The organism is Cyanobium sp. CH-040, from assembly GCF_024346135.1.
GTDB lineage: Bacteria > Cyanobacteriota > Cyanobacteriia > PCC-6307 > Cyanobiaceae > NIES-981.
Genome location: NZ_JAGQCJ010000001.1, coordinates 311,076 through 328,802 on the forward strand (window position 1 = coordinate 311,076; position 17,727 = coordinate 328,802).

18 protein-coding genes are annotated in these 17,727 nt (G+C 73.8%); 12 read left to right on the forward strand and 6 right to left on the reverse strand.

Annotated elements, in window-relative coordinates; all coding sequences use genetic code 11:
• Window positions 1-56 precede the first annotated feature (56 nt).
• From KBY90_RS01675 to KBY90_RS01705, 7 genes are all read left to right on the forward strand, one after another.
• Window positions 57-1,103 carry a rod shape-determining protein gene (locus KBY90_RS01675; RefSeq protein ID WP_315858692.1) on the forward strand — a complete coding sequence of 349 codons (1,047 nt, stop codon included), beginning with the start codon at window positions 57-59 and terminating at the stop codon, window positions 1,101-1,103.
• A gap of 5 nt (window positions 1,104-1,108) precedes the next feature.
• Complete coding sequence (mreC, locus tag KBY90_RS01680; RefSeq protein WP_254966658.1) at window positions 1,109-1,858, forward strand: rod shape-determining protein MreC; 750 nt, start codon at window positions 1,109-1,111, stop codon at window positions 1,856-1,858.
• 8 nt (window positions 1,859-1,866) lie between these two features.
• Window positions 1,867-2,355, forward strand: a complete 489-nt coding sequence (locus KBY90_RS01685; RefSeq protein WP_254966659.1) for a rod shape-determining protein MreD — start codon at window positions 1,867-1,869, stop codon at window positions 2,353-2,355.
• Window positions 2,356-2,365: 10 nt separating this feature from the next.
• Window positions 2,366-3,721 carry a sugar ABC transporter substrate-binding protein gene (locus tag KBY90_RS01690; RefSeq protein WP_254966660.1) on the forward strand — a complete coding sequence of 452 codons (1,356 nt, stop codon included), beginning with the start codon at window positions 2,366-2,368 and terminating at the stop codon, window positions 3,719-3,721.
• 180 nt (window positions 3,722-3,901) lie between these two features.
• Window positions 3,902-4,672 (forward strand): response regulator transcription factor RpaB, encoded by a 771-nt coding sequence (gene rpaB, locus KBY90_RS01695; RefSeq protein WP_254966661.1) that lies wholly within the window; start codon window positions 3,902-3,904, stop codon window positions 4,670-4,672.
• Between the two features lie 68 nt (window positions 4,673-4,740).
• Window positions 4,741-6,261, forward strand: a complete 1,521-nt coding sequence (gene lysS / locus KBY90_RS01700) for a lysine--tRNA ligase (protein WP_254966662.1) — start codon at window positions 4,741-4,743, stop codon at window positions 6,259-6,261.
• Between the two features lie 58 nt (window positions 6,262-6,319).
• Window positions 6,320-6,583 (forward strand): hypothetical protein, encoded by a 264-nt coding sequence (locus tag KBY90_RS01705; RefSeq protein WP_035832975.1) that lies wholly within the window; start codon window positions 6,320-6,322, stop codon window positions 6,581-6,583.
• A gap of 16 nt (window positions 6,584-6,599) precedes the next feature.
• Here KBY90_RS01705 and KBY90_RS01710 read toward each other — a convergent pair whose 3' ends face one another.
• Genes KBY90_RS01710 through egtB form a run of 5 tightly spaced genes read right to left on the reverse strand, consistent with a single transcriptional unit; the run spans window position 6,600 to window position 10,614 of the window.
• Window positions 6,600-7,421: a YdcF family protein gene (locus KBY90_RS01710; protein WP_254966663.1), complete on the reverse strand. Its 822-nt coding sequence runs from the start codon at window positions 7,419-7,421 to the stop codon at window positions 6,600-6,602.
• A gap of 38 nt (window positions 7,422-7,459) precedes the next feature.
• Complete coding sequence (locus KBY90_RS01715) at window positions 7,460-7,963, reverse strand: hercynine metabolism protein (RefSeq protein WP_254966665.1); 504 nt, start codon at window positions 7,961-7,963, stop codon at window positions 7,460-7,462.
• The gene (locus tag KBY90_RS01720; protein WP_254966666.1) at window positions 7,960-8,247 is read right to left on the reverse strand and encodes a hercynine metabolism small protein; all 288 of its coding nucleotides are present in this window, start codon (window positions 8,245-8,247) and stop codon (window positions 7,960-7,962) included. The genes KBY90_RS01715 and KBY90_RS01720 overlap by 4 nt, the downstream gene beginning before the upstream one ends.
• 19 nt (window positions 8,248-8,266) lie before the next feature.
• Window positions 8,267-9,265, reverse strand: a complete 999-nt coding sequence (gene egtD, locus KBY90_RS01725; protein ID WP_254966667.1) for an L-histidine N(alpha)-methyltransferase — start codon at window positions 9,263-9,265, stop codon at window positions 8,267-8,269.
• The gene (gene egtB, locus KBY90_RS01730) at window positions 9,262-10,614 is read right to left on the reverse strand and encodes an ergothioneine biosynthesis protein EgtB (protein WP_254966668.1); all 1,353 of its coding nucleotides are present in this window, start codon (window positions 10,612-10,614) and stop codon (window positions 9,262-9,264) included. The genes egtD and egtB overlap by 4 nt, the downstream gene beginning before the upstream one ends.
• A 68-nt stretch (window positions 10,615-10,682) precedes the next feature.
• Here egtB and KBY90_RS01735 point away from each other — a divergent pair, with 68 nt between their 5' ends.
• Together KBY90_RS01735 and KBY90_RS01740 are read left to right on the forward strand one after the other, a co-directional pair.
• Window positions 10,683-11,687, forward strand: a complete 1,005-nt coding sequence (locus KBY90_RS01735; protein ID WP_254966669.1) for a cysteine synthase A — start codon at window positions 10,683-10,685, stop codon at window positions 11,685-11,687.
• Window positions 11,687-13,825, forward strand: coding sequence for a protein kinase domain-containing protein (locus tag KBY90_RS01740; RefSeq protein ID WP_254966670.1), 2,139 nt, complete (start codon window positions 11,687-11,689; stop codon window positions 13,823-13,825). The genes KBY90_RS01735 and KBY90_RS01740 overlap by 1 nt, the downstream gene beginning before the upstream one ends.
• 10 nt (window positions 13,826-13,835) lie before the next feature.
• Here KBY90_RS01740 and smpB read toward each other — a convergent pair whose 3' ends face one another.
• Window positions 13,836-14,336 (reverse strand): SsrA-binding protein SmpB, encoded by a 501-nt coding sequence (gene smpB / locus KBY90_RS01745; protein ID WP_254966671.1) that lies wholly within the window; start codon window positions 14,334-14,336, stop codon window positions 13,836-13,838.
• Between the two features lie 68 nt (window positions 14,337-14,404).
• On the opposite strand from smpB, the gene ruvB reads away from it, so the two are divergent.
• The 3 genes from ruvB (at window position 14,405) to KBY90_RS01760 (ending at window position 17,725) form a co-directional block, all read left to right on the forward strand.
• Window positions 14,405-15,481 (forward strand): Holliday junction branch migration DNA helicase RuvB, encoded by a 1,077-nt coding sequence (gene ruvB / locus KBY90_RS01750; protein ID WP_254966672.1) that lies wholly within the window; start codon window positions 14,405-14,407, stop codon window positions 15,479-15,481.
• Window positions 15,478-16,365 (forward strand): tetratricopeptide repeat protein, encoded by an 888-nt coding sequence (locus tag KBY90_RS01755; RefSeq protein ID WP_254966673.1) that lies wholly within the window; start codon window positions 15,478-15,480, stop codon window positions 16,363-16,365. The genes ruvB and KBY90_RS01755 overlap by 4 nt, the downstream gene beginning before the upstream one ends.
• A gap of 124 nt (window positions 16,366-16,489) precedes the next feature.
• Window positions 16,490-17,725, forward strand: coding sequence for an amidohydrolase (locus tag KBY90_RS01760; RefSeq protein WP_254966925.1), 1,236 nt, complete (start codon window positions 16,490-16,492; stop codon window positions 17,723-17,725).
• The last annotated feature ends 2 nt before the right edge of the window (window positions 17,726-17,727 follow it).

Consider the following 17,727-nt stretch of genomic DNA (forward strand, 5'->3'; position numbering starts at 1 on the left):
AGGGCGGGCCGTAACACCCACCTATGATTCGGCGCTTGCCGGCCGGGTGCTGCCACGTGTTCTTCCGTCGCTTTCAGTTCTCCCGCGACATCGGCATCGACCTGGGAACGGCCAACACCCTGATGTACGTGTCCGGGAAGGGCATCGTGCTGCAGGAGCCCTCTGTGGTGGCCCTCGACCTGGAGAAGGGCGTCCCCCTGGCGGTGGGCGACGAGGCCAAGATGATGCTCGGCCGCACCCCCGGCAACATCCGCGCCGTGCGGCCCCTGCGCGATGGCGTCATCGCCGACTTCGACGCCGCCGAGCAGATGATCAAGACCTTCATCCAGAAGGGCAACGAGGGCCGCGGCATCGTGGCGCCGCGGCTGGTGATCGGCATTCCCAGCGGCGTCACCGGCGTGGAGCGCCGGGCGGTGCGTGAGGCGGGTCTGGCCGGCGCCCGCGAGGTGCACCTGATCGACGAACCGGTGGCCGCGGCCATCGGCGCCGGCCTGCCGGTGACCGAGCCGGTGGGCACGATGATCGTGGACATCGGCGGCGGCACCACCGAGGTGGCGGTGCTGTCCCTGGGCGGCACCGTGCTGAGCGAGTCGGTGCGGGTGGCGGGCGATGAGCTCAGCGACGCCATCGGCGTGTACCTCAAGAAGGTGCACAACCTGGTGGTGGGCGAACGCACCGCCGAGGACATCAAGATCCGCATCGGCTCGGCCTTCCCCGACGAGATCCACGACGAGACCTCGATGGACGTGCGCGGCCTGCACCTGCTCTCCGGCCTGCCCCGCACCATCAACGTGCGTGCCGGCGACATCCGCGAGGCGATGGCCGAGCCGCTCAACGTGATCGTCGAAGCGGTGAAGCGCACGCTGGAGCGCACCCCGCCTGAGCTGGCGGCCGACATCGTCGACCGCGGCATCATGCTCGCCGGCGGCGGCGCCCAGGTGCGCGGCATCAGCGACCTGATCAGCCACGAGACCGGCATCCTCACCCATGTGGCCGAGGAGCCTCTGCTGTGCGTGGTGCAGGGCTGCGGCATGGTGCTGGAGGACTACAAGCGCCTCGAGCGGGTGCTCGACACTCCTGACTTCGTGCGCCAGCTCGCCTGAGCCCCATGCAGTCGCCGGGCCGCAGGCTGCGCCTTCCGCCGCTGCGCCTGGTCATCGCGGCCTGGCCCTGGCTGCTGGTGCTGGCGGCCCTGGTGGGTGTGCGGCTCAGCAAGGGGGCGTTCCTCAGTGACGCCTATGCGCAGCTCAGCCGGCCCTTCTGGCCGGGCAGTGCCCAGTCGGAATGGCTGCGGGCGGCCCAGGACCTCGACCAGCAGGCCCGCCTGGACCAGCTGGAGGCCGACAACAGCCGGCTGCGGGACATGCTGGAGCTCCAGAGCACCGCGGGCGGCCTGCTCAGTGCCCCGGTGATCTCCCGCCAGAGCCAGGGCTGGTGGCAGCAGCTGGTGATCGGCCGCGGCTCCCTGCACGGCGTGGCCAGCGGCGCGGCGGTGCTGGCCCCGGGTGGCCTGCTGGGCCGGGTGGGCAGCGTCACCCCCGCCACCGCCACCGTGACCCTGCTCACCGATACCTCCAGCCGCGTGGGGGTGTGGGTGGGCCGGGTGCAGCACCACGGGATGCTGGTGGGGCTGGGCACCGACCGCCCGATGCTGCGCTTCATCCAGCAGGACGTGGGCGTGAGACCCGGCGATGTGGTCAGCACGTCGCCCGCCAGCACCCTGCTGCCGCCGAATCTCACCGTGGGGGTGGTGCAGAGCGTCAATGACCGGGCCGTGCCGGCGCCGGAGGCGGTGGTGCAGCTCAGCGCTCCGGTGGAGGCGATCGACTGGGTGCAGGTGAGGGTGCGGGCGCAGTGACCGGTCTGATGCGCCAGCCCTGGACCGCGTTCAGCGCCCTGCTGGTGCCGTTGCTCGTGCTCGCCGCCCTGCCCCCCCTGCGCCTGGCCGGCGTGCCCCCCAGCTGGGCCGTGCTGTGGCTGCTCCCCTGGGCCCTGGCGGATGGGCCGCTGTCGGGGATCCTCCTGGGGACGGCCCTGGGCCTGATGCTCGACGGTCTCCATCCCGGCCCGCTCACCCAGCTGCCGGCGCTGGTGCTGCTGGGCTGGTGGTGGGGCCGCCTCGGGCGCCGGGCCGCGCCGATCGAACGCAGCTTCAACCTCGGTCTGCTGGCCATGCTGGGCACGGCCCTGCTGGGTGGATCGCTGTGGCTGCAGCAGCTCTGGTGGGGGCAGTCAGGCAGGGCGGCCCTGCACACCCTGCTGGCCCAGACGCTGCTCACGGCCCTGCTGGCGCCCATGCTGTGCTCGCTGCAACTGCTGCTCTGGCGCAAGCTGGCGCCCGGGTTGCGCAGCTGACCTGACGACGATGCCCAGCGAGCCGATGAGCGAGCCCATGCGCAGCCGCCTGGCCCCCCCCCCCATGCCGCGCCGCCGGATGCTGCGCCTGCTGGCTGCGGCGGGGGGATCGGCCGCCCTGGCCGCCTGCGGCCGGCCCGGCGGCGGCGGCGGCGGCCGGCGCGAGCTCAACGTCTGGACCCTCGACCTGGCGCCGCGCTTCAACGACTACCTGGGCGGCGTGATCGCCGCCTGGGAGAGCCGCAATCCCGGCGTGCGGGTGCGCTGGACCGATGTGCCCTGGGGATCGGTGGAGCGCAAGCTGCTGGCCTCGGTGTTCGCCCGCACCGCTCCCGACCTGGTGAATCTGAACCCCCCCTTCGCGGCCAACCTGGCCAGCAAGGGGGGACTGCTCGACCTGACCCCCCTGGTGCCGGCGGGGGTGCAGCAGAGCTATCTGCCGGCCATCTGGGAGGCCGGCGCTCAGGACGGCGCCCAGTTCGCCATTCCCTGGTATCTCACCGCCCGCATCGCCATGGTCAACCGCCGGCTGCTGCGGCAGGCCGGCAGCGAGGCTCCCCCCAGGCGCTGGCGGGATGTGCCCGCCTGGGCCGAGGCGGTGCGGCAGCGCACGGGCCGCTATGCCCTGTTCATGACCGTGGTGCCGGACGATTCCGCCGAGCTGCTGGAGACCCTGGTGCAGATGGGCGTGCAGCTGCTCGACGGGCGTCGCCGCGCCGCCTTCAACAGCCCCGCCGGCCGCGAGGCGTTCCGCTTCTGGAGCGAGCTCTACCGCCGTGGGCTGCTGCCGCGGGAGGTGGTGAGCCAGGGCTTCCGCCGCGCCATCGAGCTCTACCAGTCCGGCGATCTGGCGCTGGTGGCCACCGGTCCCGACTTCCTGCGCAACCTGCAGACCAACGCCCCGGGGATCGCCCGCGACACCGCCCCCTTCCCGCCGATCACCGGCGATGACGGCGCGGCCAACGTGGCGGTGATGAATCTGGTGGTGCCGCGCCAGAGCGCCATGGCCGCCGAGGCGGTGAGCTTCGCGGTGTTCCTCACCGATGCCGCCAACCAGCTGGCCTTCGCCGAGGAGGCCCGGGTGCTGCCCTCCTCCCGCCAGACCCTCAGCCAGCTGGAGACCTCCCTGGCCCGGCCGGCGGAGGGCGATGCGGCCAGCCGGCTGGTGGAGCAGGCCCGGCTGCTCTCGGCCCGCACCCTGCAGCGGGCCCGTGTGCTGGTGCCGGCCATCCCGGGCATCAAGCGCCTGCAGGCGATCGTCTACACCCAGCTGCAGCGGGCGATGCTCGGCCAGGTGGACAGCGACCGCGCCCTGGCCGAGGCGGAACGGGAGTGGAACCGCTACGCCGAGGCCCGCTGGCCCTGAGGGGGGCTGAGGCGGAGCGGCGCTTTTCAGCACAAATCCTTAAATCTGGGCGAATTGATGGCGCCTGTGCTGTCCAGCGCGTGCCTGGAGGGTGGATTGAAAGGTAGGGTTGCGAAACTTCACACCGTTGGAGCCTTGCGCATGCCCTCGGCGGACAGGTCGACCAATCCGGCCGAACCCATGGCTGCCGAACCCAAGGCCAGTGAAACCAAGGCCACGGTGCTGGTGGTGGATGACGAGGCCGCGGTGCGACGGGTGCTGCTCATGCGCCTGCAGCTCGCCGGCTATCGCGTGGTGTGCGCCGAGGACGGCGAGGAGGCCCTCGCCCTCTTCCACCGGGAGCAGCCCGACCTGGTGGTGCTCGATGTGATGCTGCCGAAGCTGGACGGCTTCGCCGTCTGCCGGCGGCTGCGTGCCGAGTCGTGCGTGCCGATCATCTTTCTCTCGGCCCTCGATGCCATCGCCGAGCGGGTGTCGGGGCTGGATCTGGGCGCCGACGACTACCTGCCCAAGCCCTTCAGCCCCAAGGAGCTCGAGGCCCGCATCGCCACGATCCTGCGTCGGGTGGGCCGTGGCTCGGCCGGCAGCGAGCCGCGGGAGGTGCCCAGCGGCAACGGCGTGCTGCGGGTGGGGGATCTGGTGGTGGACACCAACCGCCGCCAGGTGACGCGCGACGGTGACCGCATCGCCCTCACCTACACCGAGTTCAGCCTGCTGGAGCTGCTGTTCCGCGAGCCCGGCCGCGTGGTGCCCCGGGCCGAGATCCTCGAGCAGCTCTGGGGCTATCCCCCCCGCCGCGCCGCCGACCTGCGCGTGGTGGACGTGTACGTGGCGCGGCTGCGGGGCAAGCTCGAGCCCGATCCCCGCAACCCGGAGCTGATCCTCACCGTGCGCGGCACCGGTTACGCCTCCCAGCGCATGGGCGACGGCGGCATGGTCGCCGCCGGCTGAGGCGTCCGCGCCCCACCGCACCGGCCGCCGTCCTGCAGGATGGCTGCCTGCTGAGACCCCCAGTCCCCGTGTCGGAGCTGCGCGAAACCCGTCTGGAGAAGGCCGCTGCCCTGGCGCAACTCGCTCAGGGGCCCTACGCCCTGCGCTTCGAGCCCAGCCACCGCACCGCCGAGCTCCAGGAGCGGCACGCCGACCTGCCTAGCGGCCAGGAGCGCGATGTGGCCGTGGCCGTGGCCGGTCGGGTGATGACCCGGCGGGTGATGGGCAAGCTGGCCTTCTTCACCCTGGTGGATGAGAGCGGTCCGATCCAGCTCTATCTGGACAAGGCCACCCTGGAGGCAGCTCAGCCGGATGCGCCTCCGCCCGGTGCCTTCGGCCAGATCACCGCGCTGGTGGACGCCGGTGATCTGATCGGCGTGGAGGGCACGCTGCGGCGCACCGACCGCGGTGAGCTGTCGGTGAAGGTGACCGGCTGGCAGATGCTCTGCAAGGCCCTGCAGCCCCTGCCCGACAAATGGCATGGCCTGGCCGATGTGGAGAAGCGCTACCGCCAGCGCTACCTCGATCTGATCGTCTCGCCCCACACCCGCGAGACCTTCCGCCGCCGTGCCCGGATGGTGAGCGCCATGCGCCGCTGGCTGGATGAGCGGGGCTTTCTGGAGATCGAGACGCCGGTGCTGCAGAGCGTGCCCGGCGGCGCCGATGCCCGTCCCTTCGAAACCCACCACAACGCCCTCGATCTGCCCCTCACCCTGCGCATCGCCACCGAGCTGCACCTCAAGCGCCTGGTGGTGGGCGGCTTCGAGCGGGTGTACGAGCTGGGCCGGATCTTCCGCAACGAGGGGGTGAGCACCCGCCACAACCCCGAGTTCACCTCGGTGGAGATCTACCAGGCCTATGCCGACTACCACGACATGATGGACCTCACCGAGGCGTTGATCGCCGAGGTGTGCCAGCAGGTGTGCGGCGGCACGCGCATCACCTATCAGGGCACGGAGATCGATCTCACGCCCCCCTGGCGCCGGGCCACCATGCACGAGCTGGTGGAGCAGGCCTGCGGGCTGGATTTCCATGCCTTCGACAGCCGTGAGCTGGCGGCCGCGGCCATGCGCGAGAAGGGCCTGCAGGTGCCCGATCTGGCCGACTCGGTGGGGCGGCTGCTCAACGAGGCCTTCGAGCAGACCGTGGAGGCCGACCTGATCCAGCCCACCTTCGTGCTCGATTATCCGCTGGAGATCTCACCGCTGGCGCGGGGCCACCGCAGCAAGGAGGGGCTGGTGGAGCGCTTCGAGCTGTTCATCGTGGGCCGCGAGACGGCCAACGCCTTCAGCGAGCTGATCGATCCGCTGGACCAGCGCCAGCGCCTGGAGGCCCAGCAGGCCCGCAGGGCGGCCGGCGATCTCGAGGCGCAGGGGGTGGACGAGGACTTTCTGCATGCCCTGGAGGTGGGCATGCCACCCACCGGCGGCCTTGGCATCGGCATCGACCGGCTGGCGATGCTGCTCACCGACAGTCCCTCGATCCGTGATGTGATCGCCTTTCCGCTGCTGCGTCCGGAGCCCCGCAGCGAGGCCGCCCGGGAGGGTTGAGGGCCGCAATGGGATAATGGCCCCGGTAGCCGAACTTCCCCGCAGGGGCAACGATTCCATGAGTGGCGAGCGCGTTGGTTTTCGCTTCCAGCATGCGGATGCGGTCGTGAAGCGGAACCCCCAGGGCCGCTCGCGCCGCGGCTGGGTGATGGAGCCCGTGGAGCAGACCACCAGCCGCGGCACCAAGATGCCGGCCTACCGGATCCGCTGGCGCGACAGCGAACGCCCCGAGATCGTCCTCCAGCACATGCTGATCGCCGACCCCGACCCCACACCGCCGCCGGAGGGCGTGAGCCTGGTGCCCCCGGCCCCGAAGAAGTGAGGCCAGCCCCGAGGCTTCAGGGTCCCGGCTGCCTGCTCGTTCCCAGCCCCCCTCTGAGGGCATAGGTCAGCGAGCCCAGGTGCTCCTTGATGGCCACGGTGCTGAGCTCCAGGGCATCGGCCTGGGGCAGCAGATCCAGCGCCAGGCTGGCAGCGGTGGGCCTGCCGAACTGGGCCCTGGCCGGCAGCTGGAAGTCGCTGGCCACCGGAACCACCTCCAGAGCGCTGTCCCGTCGGAATGTCTCCACGGCCCGCGGCAGGTGGTAGGCGCTGGTCACCAGCAGGATGCGCCGCCAGCCCCGCCGTTCGGCCAGCTCGCCGATGTGCCGCGCCTCCTCGGCGGTGGTGCGCGACAGCGGGTTGAGCAGGATGCGATCCCTGGGCACGCCCAGCTCCACTGCCAGATCCCTGGCCCACGCGGCCTCCGGTGGCGCCGGATCGCCGCTGGTGAAACTCACCCGGCTGCCGCTGGTCACCAGCAGGGCCGCCTTCTCCTGCCTCAGCAGACGCACGCCGGTGAGCAGCCGGTCGCCGCCTTCGGCCACCTCCACCCCCGAGCGCGGCGGCAGTGGCGGTCGCAGTCCGCCGCCCAGCACCACCACGGCGTCGGCCCGGGGCAGCGCCGCCGGCATCAGGGCCCCGGCCCGTTCCTCCAGCCCCCAGATCAGCTGACGGCTGGTGAGCGGCATGGCGAACAGCCAGATCACCCCCAGCCCGGCGCCCCCCACCCAGGGCCCCCAGCGCCGCCGCCGGCCCAGCAGCCCGGCCACCCCCAGGGCCACTCCCAGCCCGAGCGGGTAGACCAGCAGCGGCAGCAGCTTGGAGAGCAGGAAACCCATCGTGGCGCCGGACGGCGAAGGGGCGGGTGCCCTACGGCTCAGCCGCCGCCCTGGTTGCGGCGCATCCGCTCCAGTTCCTGCTGGGCCTCGAAGTCGGCCCAGGCCCGGTCCAGGTCGGCCTTTGGTTCGGCGGCGGCGCTCCTGGGCACGCTGTCCGGTTCGGCCGGCGCGCTCAGTTCGGCCTCCACCTGGCGGAAGGCCACCCCCAGTTCGCCCAGGGCCTGCCAGCGGTCGCGGCCGCGGGCGCGCAGTTCGGCCACATGCAGCTCGGCCCGCTCCGCCAGCTCGGCGGCACCGGCGGCCCGGGCCCGCTCCACCCGCTGCTGCCATTCGCCGATCTCGCCGGCCAGATGCAGCAGTTCCGAGCGGGTCTGCTCGGCGCTGGTCTGCAGGTCGAGGCGGCGACGCCGCAGGCGCTGCTGGCGTTCCTGGCGCTCCTGCTGGCGCAGCAGCCGCTCCTGCTGGGGGTTGGCGCTCAGAAAGGCGTCGAGCTGCTGTTCGAGCTGCTGCTCCAGCCGGCTGAACCAGTCGCTGTCGGTCATGGCTGGGGGTGGCGCTCTGTGGGGGGCTCGCTGGCGGTGTCGCTGGCGCCGTCGTCCACGGGGGTGGGGGCGCGGGTGATGAGCGGTGCCTCGATCTCCTCCTGCAGCGGGGTGATCGCCGCCTCGCGGGAGCGCAGCAGCAGCTGGGTGAGGCGGGCGATGCCGCCCTCGCCGAGGTCCTGGCCGGCGATCCGCTCGAAGCTGGCGGCGTAGAGCTCCTCCAGCTGGGCGATCAGGCCTTCGCGCACGGCGCGCACGGCCTGGCGCTGGGCTTCCCTCGACATGGCGGCAACGGGACGGGGCTCAGATCGAGTCTGCCTGGGCGGCGTCGGCCTGGCCCAGCAGATGCAGTGACAGATCTCCGGCCGCATCGCTCCAGCGCCCCAGCGGTCGCCAGCCGGCCGCCCCGGCCAGCCGCAGAAACGCCTCGGGGGTGTACTTCACGCTGTATTCGCTGATCAGGTCCTCGCCGGCGGCGAAGGTCCAGCGCCCTCCGGCCAGCTCCACCGTCTGTTCGCGCAGGCTCACCAGGGCCATGGCGATGCGGCTGTGCTGCGGCTGCCAGCGGGCCCGGTAGCGGAAGGCGGTGAGATCGAAGCTGCCGCCCAGGTCGCGGTTCAGGCGGGTCAGCAGGTTCATGGCGAAGGCCGCCGAGACGCCGGCGGCATCGTCGTAGGCGGCCTCCAGTCGCGCGGCCGCCTTGGGCTGGTCGATGCCGATCAGCAGCTGCCCGCCGGGGCCCAGCAGGCGGCGGAACTGCTCCAGTAGGGCGCGAGCCTCGGCCGGGTCGAAGTTGCCGATCGAGCTGCCGGGGTAGAAGCCCAGCCGGCGGCGGCCCGCCAGCTCGGGCAGGGCCGGCAGGGACGGCTCGGCGTTGTAGTCGCAGCACACCCCCAGCACTTCGGTGGCCGGATGGGCGGCCTGCAGCGCGGCGCAGGTGGCCTCGAGGGCGCTGCGGCTGATGTCCAGGGCCAGGTAGGCGGGGGGCCGCAGGGCCGCCAGCAGCGGCCCGGCCTTGCGGGCATTGCCGGCGCCGAACTCCAGCACCGCCGGCGCCGGCTGGCCGATGGCCGCCGCGATCTCCTCCCCGCAACCCTCCAGCAGCGCCACCTCCGTGCGGGTGAGGCTGTATTCGGGCTGCTCGCAGATCGCCTCGAACAGCCGCGAGCCCTCGGCGTCGTAGAGGAGCCAGGCGGGCAGCTGGCGCGGACGCCGCTCCATGCCGGCCCGCACCAGGGCGCTGATGTCGGCCGGGGCCGGATGCAGGTCGATCAGCCGCGGACGGGTGCTGGTGAAGGTCATGGCGCCGGGAAGGGTTCACTGGGCAGCGCCGCGCGGCCATCGCGGGCCAGGCGCACCCCCGCCGCCATCCAGCGGCAGGCGGGGGGGAAGAAGTTGCGGTAGGTGGCGCGCTCGTGGCCGCTGGGGGTGAGGAAGCAGCTGCCGCGCAGCACGAACTGGGAGGTCATGAACTTGCCGTTGTATTCCCCCACGGCGCCGGCGGCAGGCCGGAAGCCCGGGTAGGGGCGGTAGGGGCTGCCGGTCCACTGCCAGAGCAGCCCGAAGGCCTGGGGCAGCCCCCCCGCCGGCGCCTGCCGGCAGGCCGCCACCTCCCACTCGGCCTCGCTGGGCAGCCGTGCTCCCGCCCAGCGGGCGTAGGCATCGGCCTCGAACCAGCTCAGGTGCCGCACCGGCGCCTGCGACCGGCGTGGCCGCAGGCCCGCCAGGGTGAACTCGGCGTCGCCGCGCCAGTAGCGCGGCGCGTGCCAGCCCCGCTGCTGGCGCACGGCCCAGCCCTCGCTCATCCACAGCTCCGGGCGCGCATAGCCGCCGTCGGCGATGAACGCGGCGTAGTCGGCGTTGCTCACCAGGCGCGCTGCCAGGGCGAAGGGCTCCAGCCAGACGCGGTGGCGGGGGGCCTCGTTGTCGAAGTGAAAGCCGCCGCCGCCGGCCCTTCCATCGCCGCCGCCGCCCGGGTGGCCGATCTCCACCAGCCCGCCGGGCCACTGCAGCCAGCCGTCCGCGGGCCCGCCGGCGGCGGCGGAGCCGCTGAGGCGCCGCTCCCAGAGCGCTTCCGGGCCATCAGGCCCGCTGGCGTAGGCAGGGGCCAGGGGGTTGCGGCTGAAGCCGTCCAGCAGGTCCATCAGCAGCAGCTCCTGGTGCTGCTGCTCGTGCTGCAGGCCCAGCTCCAGCAGCGCCCGCACCGCCGCGGCCCGGTCCGGTTCGCAGCGCTCCAGCAGCTCCGGCAGCTCCGCCAGGGCGGCGTCCACCCGCTGGCGCCAGGCCAGCACGGCGGCGATCGGCGGCCGGCTCAGCAGCCCCCGCTGGGGCCGGGGATGGCGCTCGCCGACGGCGTCGTAGTAGCTGTTGAACAGGAAGCTCCAGGCCTCCGGGGCGGGCTCGTAGGCCAGCGGCAGCCCCGCCTCGATCTGCGGCCGGAGCACGAACTGCTCGAAGAACCAGGTGGTGTGCCCGAGGTGCCACTTGGGCGGGCTGGCGTCGGCCATGCCCTGCAGGCAGAGGTCCTCGGGTTCCAGCGGCCTTATCAGCTCCAGGCTGCGGGCGCGCACGGCGGCCAGGCGGTGGTGCAGGTCCCCAGGACCCCCGGCGACTCCCTGCGGCGGGCCGCTGGTGATCAGGCCGCTCGTCATCGGATCGCCCCGACTCAGGACCGACCATAGGGAGCTTGCCTACGATCCGCCCACGCGGCAGCAGCACGATGGGCGGGATCACCGAGGGGTTTGTCGGCGCGGTGGGCCGCACCCCGCTGATCCGCCTGCGGGCGCTCAGTGAGCTCACGGGCTGCACGATCCTCGGCAAGGCCGAGTTCATGAACCCCGGCGGTTCGGTGAAGGACCGGGCCGCCCTGGGCATCCTGCTTGAGGCGGAGGAGCAGGGCCTGCTGCGGCCCGGCGGCACCGTGGTGGAGGGCACCGCCGGCAACACCGGCATCGGCCTCACCCACATCTGCAACGCCCGCGGCTACCGCGCCCTGATCGTGATTCCCGACACCCAGTCGGCCGAGAAGATCGGCCTGCTGCGCAGCCTCGGGGCCGAGGTGCGCACGGTGCCGGCGGTGCCCTACCGGGACCCCAACAACTACGTGAAGCTGTCGGGGCGCATCGCCGCCGAGACCCCCGGCGCCGTGTGGGCCAACCAGTTCGACAACCTGGCCAACCGCCGCGCCCACTACAACGCCACCGGCCCGGAGATCTGGGAGCAGACGCAGGGCCGGGTGGACGCCTGGGTGGCGGCCACCGGCACCGGCGGCACCTACGCCGGCGTGGCTCTGTTCCTCAAGGAGCGCAACCCCCGGGTGCGCTGCGTGCTGGCCGATCCCCACGGCAGCGCCCTCTACGCCTGGGCCAGGACGGGCGAACTGGCCAGTGAGGGCAGCTCCGTGACCGAGGGCATCGGCAACAGCCGCGTCACCGCCAACCTGGAGGGGGCCCCGATCGACGACGCCGTGCGCGTCGACGACCAGGCCGCCCTCGACACCATCTACCAGCTGCTCTGGCGGGAGGGCCTGTTCATGGGCGGTTCGGTGGGCATCAACGTGGCCGCGGCGGTGGAGACCGCGCGACGGCTGGGCCCGGGCCACACCATCGTCACCGTGCTCTGCGACAGCGGTGACCGCTACCGGTCCCGGCTCTACGACCGTGACTGGCTGGCCGGCCGCGGGCTGCGCCAACCTGATCGCACAGCAGCGGTGGCCGCCGCCTGATGGCATCCCACTCCGAGCCGGCTCCCGATCAGGGGGCCCAGCCGGCCGCCGCCGGCGTGAACGGGCCCGGCACCCTGATCGGCGAGCGCTACCGCCTCGAGGCGCGGCTGGGAGGCGGCGCCCAGGGGGCGGTGTGGCGGGGCTGCGACCAGCTGGCCGCCGATGCCCCCGTGGTGGTGCGCGAGCTCGGGCCGGAGCATGACCAGCAGCGGGCGCGCGAGCGCTGGGGACGGCTGCAGGGGGTGCTGCACCCGCAGGTGCCGCGGCTCGGGGGTGCCATCAGCCAGGACGGCCGGCTGTGGCTGGTGCGCGAGTGGCAGGCCGGCCGCACCCTCGCCGAGCTGCAGGCCGCCCGGGCCCAGCGCCAGATGGTGTTCGGAGCCGGCGAGGTGCTGCTGCTGCTGCGCCAGATCCTGCCGGTGCTGGCGGTGCTGCACGGCCAGAAGCTGGTGCACGGCGACCTCTGCCCGGCCAACCTGCTGCGCCGCGACAGCGACGGTCTGCCGGTGCTGCTCGACTACGGCCTGGTGGCCGGCGGCGTTGCCGTCACCCCGGGCTACGCCCCGCCCCAGGCGGCCGGCAGCGGCCGGCCCGAGGCCTGGATGGATCTGCATGCCCTGGGGGTCACGGCCCTGGTGCTGCTCAGCGGCGATCCCCCCGAGCGGCTGCTCGACCCCGCCACGATGACCTGGCGCTGGCCCGCGTCGCTGAGCGAGGAGCCCGCCCTGCAGGCCGCCCTGGAGCGTCTGCTGGCCAGCGACCCCCAGCGCCGCTTCGGCTCCGCGAGCCAGGCCCTGGCGGCCTTGCAGGCCCTGCCGATGCCGGAGAGCACCGGTCCGGTGCCGCGCGCCGACCGCACCCTGGCCCTGGTGCCGCCTCCCGCCCCGGCCGCGCCGCCGCCGGCCGCCACGCCGCCGCCACCGCCACCCCAGGCGCCCCCCCAGGCCCAGCCGCCCACGCCCCTGCCGCCCTCCCTGCAGGTGCCGGCGGCGTGGACCGCCCCTGAGCCGTCCGCCGCGCCGCCGCCGGAGCTGCCCCCCCTGCACGGCCTGCGCACCTCCAGGGAGACGGGGGGCCGCCGGCTGCGCGGCGAGGAGCGCGAGGAGCAGGTGGAGGGCAGCGTCTGGCCGGTGGTGATGGCGCTGGTGCTCTCGGCCGTGGTCGGCACCGCCCTGGGCTGGTGGTGGCTGAGCCGGGGGACGAGCCAGCAGCCCAGCACCCCCGATGTGGCCCTGCAGCTCCCCACCAGCCTCCCCCAGGAGGAGGTGAGCCAGCGCCAGCAGCTGCTCAACCGCCTGCGGGCCATGCAGGTGGACCGGGCCTGGTTCCTCAAGCTGGTGGACGCCAGCCTGCTGGAGCGCTTTCCGGAGCGCGGCGGGCGCCTGCCCGGCGACTCCGCCGCGGACGCGCCCCTGCGCCAGGCCTGGAACGAGCTGGCCCAGGAGTGGCTGGTGCGCGTGGAGCAGCTGCCGCTGGCCCTGCGCCAGCGTCTCGGCCGCTACAGCAACGGCGACTGGGAGCGCCGTCAGGGTCAGCTGGAGTCGCAGGGGCTGAGCGGGCCGGTGCTGCGCCAGCTGGTGTCGGCCAATGCCCAGAGCCTGCTGCCGGGGCGCTCCGGCACGTCCCTGCCGCCGGAGCCCTTCCGCCAGCTCTGGTACGCCGCCGCCGAGCAGAGCCTCGCCAACCTGCAGATCGAGGCGATCCAGGCCCGGCCCCTGCAGACCGAGGTGCGCAGCGCCTCGGTGGCGGCGGGCGGCGGGCGGCTGTTTCCGGTGCGTCCGCCCGACGGCCACACCCTGGTGCTGGGGGTGAACGGCTCGCCGCTGATGCAGATGAGCGTGTTCGCCGCCGACGGCACCCTGCTGGAGGGCCGTGGTCCGCTGCGGGTGGTGAGCCTCGGGCCGGAGAACCGGGCGCCGCTGCAGCTGCTGGTGATCAATGAGGGTGTGGCGCCGGGCGTGGTGACACTCTCGGTGCGCGCCGACCCGCCCGCGCCGCAGCCGCCACCACCGGTGCCCGGGCCGGGCGACACGCCGCCGCCGCCGCCGTCCGGCGAGCCGGGCGCCGAGTCGCCACCGGCTGAGCCGGGCCCGGAGGCTTCGCCCCCTGAACCTCCGCCGGTGGGAGAGCCCCAGTGACCCGGCAGGGTCAGTAGCGGGCGATGGCGGCGCGGGTCTCCTTCGCCGCCTCCTTGCGCCGCTCCTCCTGGCGCTTGTCGTGCAGCTTGCGGCCCTTGGCCATGCCCAGGGTCACCTTGATCCAGGAGCCCTTGAGGTGGAGGTTCAGGGGGATCAGGGTGAGGCCCTTCTGCTCCAGGGCCACGCGCAGCCTGTCGATCTCGCGGCGGTGGGCCAGCAGCTTCCGCACCCGCAGCGGGTCGTGGTTGAAGTAGGCGCCGGCGTGGCTGTGGGGGGAGATGTGCACGTTGTGCAGCTGCAGCTGGCCGTCGCGGATCAGGCAGAAGCCGTCGCGCAGGTTGGCCTGACCGGCCCGGATCGACTTCACCTCCGTGCCCAGCAGCTCGATGCCGCACTCGAGGGTCTCGAGGATCTCGTACTGGTGCCGCGCGAAGCGGTTGTCGGCCAGCAGGCGGTTGGCGGCGTCCCGCTTGGCCCTGGCGGCCAGCTTCTTGGTGCCGCCCTTGGCCATGGGTCCCCCGGTGCCGCCGTGCGCGTGGTCGACTCCCGACCCTAGGCAGGGGCCGGTACCCTCCACCCATGGCGATCGTTTCCTCCGGACCGCAGGGCCAGGACCGTCGCGGGGCTGCCCCAGCCGCCGCGGCGCCGGTCGCGGCCCGGGGACGGCTGGTGGATCCGGCGGCCGCGGCGGAGGAGCTGCAGGCGCCGGTCCTGCGGGAGGACACGCTGCGGCCGCGGCGGCTCGCCGACTACATCGGCCAGAGCGAGCTCAAGCAGGTGCTGGGCATCGCCGTGGAGGCCACCCGGGCCCGCGACGAGGCCCTCGACCACGTGCTGCTCTACGGGCCCCCCGGCCTGGGCAAGACCACCATGGCCCTGGTGCTGGCCGAGGAGCTGGGGGTGCGCTGCCGCATCACCAGTGCTCCCGCTCTGGAGCGCCCCCGCGACATCGTCGGCCTGCTGGTGAACCTGCAGCCCCGCGAGCTGCTGTTCATCGACGAGATCCACCGCCTCAACCGGGTGGCCGAGGAACTGCTCTACCCGGCGATGGAGGACTTCCGCCTCGATCTGATGGTGGGCAAGGGCAGCACCGCCCGCACCCGCAGCCTGCCGATCGCCCCGTTCACCCTGGTGGGGGCCACCACCAGGGCCGGGGCGCTGAGTTCGCCGCTGCGCGACCGCTTCGGGCTGATCCAGCGGCTCGAATTCTACGGCCTGGAGGACCTGCAGGCGATCGTGCTGCGGGCCGCGGGCCTGCTGGACGTGCGCCTCGATGGCGAGGCGGCGCTGGAGGTGGCGCGCCGCTGCCGCGGCACGCCGCGCATCGCCAACCGGCTGCTGCGGCGGGTGCGCGACGTGGCCAGCGTCCAGGGGCGCGAGCGGGTGACGGCCGAGCTGGTGCACGAGGCCCTCAGCCTGCACCGGGTGGACGGCCGCGGCCTCGACGCCCACGACCGCCGGCTGCTGACGCTGATGCTGGAGGCCTACGGCGGCGGGCCTGTGGGGCTAGAGACCCTGGCGGCGGGGCTGGGCGAGGACCCGGCCACCCTGGAGGCGGTGGTGGAGCCCTACCTGCTCCAGCAGGGTCTGCTCCAGCGCACCCCCCGCGGCCGCCTGCTCACCGCGGCGGGGCGGGCCCACCTGGAGTGCCCATGAGCCGGGCTGGGGTCCCCGCTCTGGCGCGCGGCCTGGCGAACGCCCTGGCCCGTGCCCTGGCGCTGCTGCTGATGACGCTGCTGGCGATCGGCGCCCCCGCCGCGGCCAGCGCCGCGGGTGATGCTCCGGCTCCGCCTGCCGCCGCCGGGCGGCCGCCGCTGCCGGAGCTGTTCGAGCAGGCGCTGCGGGCCAGCCGCGACGGGCGCTTCGGTGAGGCCCTGCCGCTGTGGAACCAGGTGCTGGAGCTGGCGCCGCAGGATGCGGCGGCCTGGAGCAACCGCGGCAACGTGCGCCTGGCCCTGGGCGATGCCCGGGCGGCCATCGCCGACCAGACCCGCGCCCTGGAGCTGGAGCCCGGCAGCGCCGATCCGCACCTCAACCGCGGCACCGCCGAGGAGGCCCTGGGGCGCTGGGATGCCGCCGAGGCCGACTACCGCTGGATCCTGGAGCGCGCCGCGGCCGACCCGCAGGACGCCGCCGCCGGCGAGGTGCGCGCCTCGGCGCTCTACAACCTCGGCAACGTGCAGGGCTCACGGGGCGACTGGGCCGCGGCCCGCGAGAGCTTCGCGGCGGCGGCCGACCTGCGGCCGGGCTTCGCCATGGCCCGCTCCAGCGCCGCCCTGGCCGCCTTCCAGCTCGGCGATCTGGAGGCCGCCGAGCGCAGCCTGCGGGCCCTGATCCGCCGCCATCCCCTGTTCGCCGACGCCCGCGCCGGCCTCACGGCGCTGCTGTGGCGGCGCGGCAGCCGCGGCGAGGCCGAGAGCAACTGGGTGTCGGCCTCCGGTCTCGATCCCCGGTACCGGCAGCGAGAATGGCTGCTCGAAACCCGGCGCTGGCCACCCGAGCCGGTGGAGGCGCTGCAGCAGTTCCTGGCGATCGCCTGATGCCCCCAGCTGATTCCCCGCCGCCGCTGCCCCCAGCTGACGCCCTGTGACCTCCTCCCCCATCCCGCTCCAGCTGCTCCAGGGCGCCGTCACGGGGTCGGCCACCGGGCCGGGTGCCGCCGGTGTGGGCTGGCGGGAGCTGGGGCTGGAGGACGAGCTGGCCGAGGCCCTGCCGGAGCTGATCCAGCTGCGCCGCCATCTGCACCGCCATCCGGAGCTGAGCGGCCACGAGCAGCAGACCGCCGCCCTGGTGGCCGGTGAGCTGCGCCGCTGGGGCTGGGAGGTGCGCGAGGGGGTGGGCCGCACGGGGGTGCTGGCCGAGCTGGGTCCCCGCCAGCGGCCCGATGGCACCCCCACGCCGCTGGTGGCCCTGCGGGTGGACATGGACGCCCTGCCGGTGGAGGAGCGCACCGGCCTCGACTACGCCTCGGCCGTGCAGGGGCTGATGCACGCCTGCGGCCACGACATGCACAGCGCCGTGGGGCTGGGGGTGGCGCGCCTGCTGGCGGCGGTGGCGGAGCGCCATCCCCACTGCCTCAGCGCCCGGGTGCGGCTGCTGTTCCAGCCGGCGGAGGAGACGGCCCAGGGGGCCGGCTGGATGAAGGCCGACGGCGCCACCGACGGCATCGACGCCCTGTTCGGGGTGCATGTGTTCCCCTCGATCGCCGCCGGCCACATCGGCGTGCGCTGCGGCAGCCTCACCGCCGCCGCGGGGGAGCTGGAGATCGAGGTGATCGGCGAGAGCGGCCACGGCGCCCGGCCCCACCAGAGCACCGACGCCATCTGGATCGCGGCGCGGGTGGTGAGCGGCCTGCAGGAGGCGATCAGCCGCCGCCTCGATGCCCTGCATCCGGTGGTGGTGAGCTTCGGGCGGATCGAGGGCGGCAAGGCCTTCAACGTGATCGCCGACCACGTGCGCCTGCTGGGCACGGTGCGCTGCCTGGATCTGGAGCTGCACGACCGGCTGCCGGTGTGGATCGAGGACACGGTGCAGGCCCTCTGCCGCGGCCACGGCGGCGAGGCGCGGGTGCGCTACCGGCGCATCTCGCCGCCGGTGCACAACGACCCCGAGCTCACCGCCCTGGTGGCCGAGGCCGGCGTGGAGCTGCTGGGGGCGGAGCGCGTGCAGTGGCTGGAGCAGCCGTCCCTGGGCGCGGAGGACTTCGCCGAGCTGCTGGACGGCATCCGCGGCACGATGTTCCGCCTGGGGGTGGCGGGTGCGGAGGGCTGCACGCCGCTGCACAGCAACACCTTCGCGCCCGACGAGGGCGCCCTGGAGGTGGGGGTGAAGGTGCTCAGCCTGAGCCTGCTGCGCTGGATGGAGCGGCAGCGGGCCGGTGGCGCCGCCATCGCGGCCTGAGC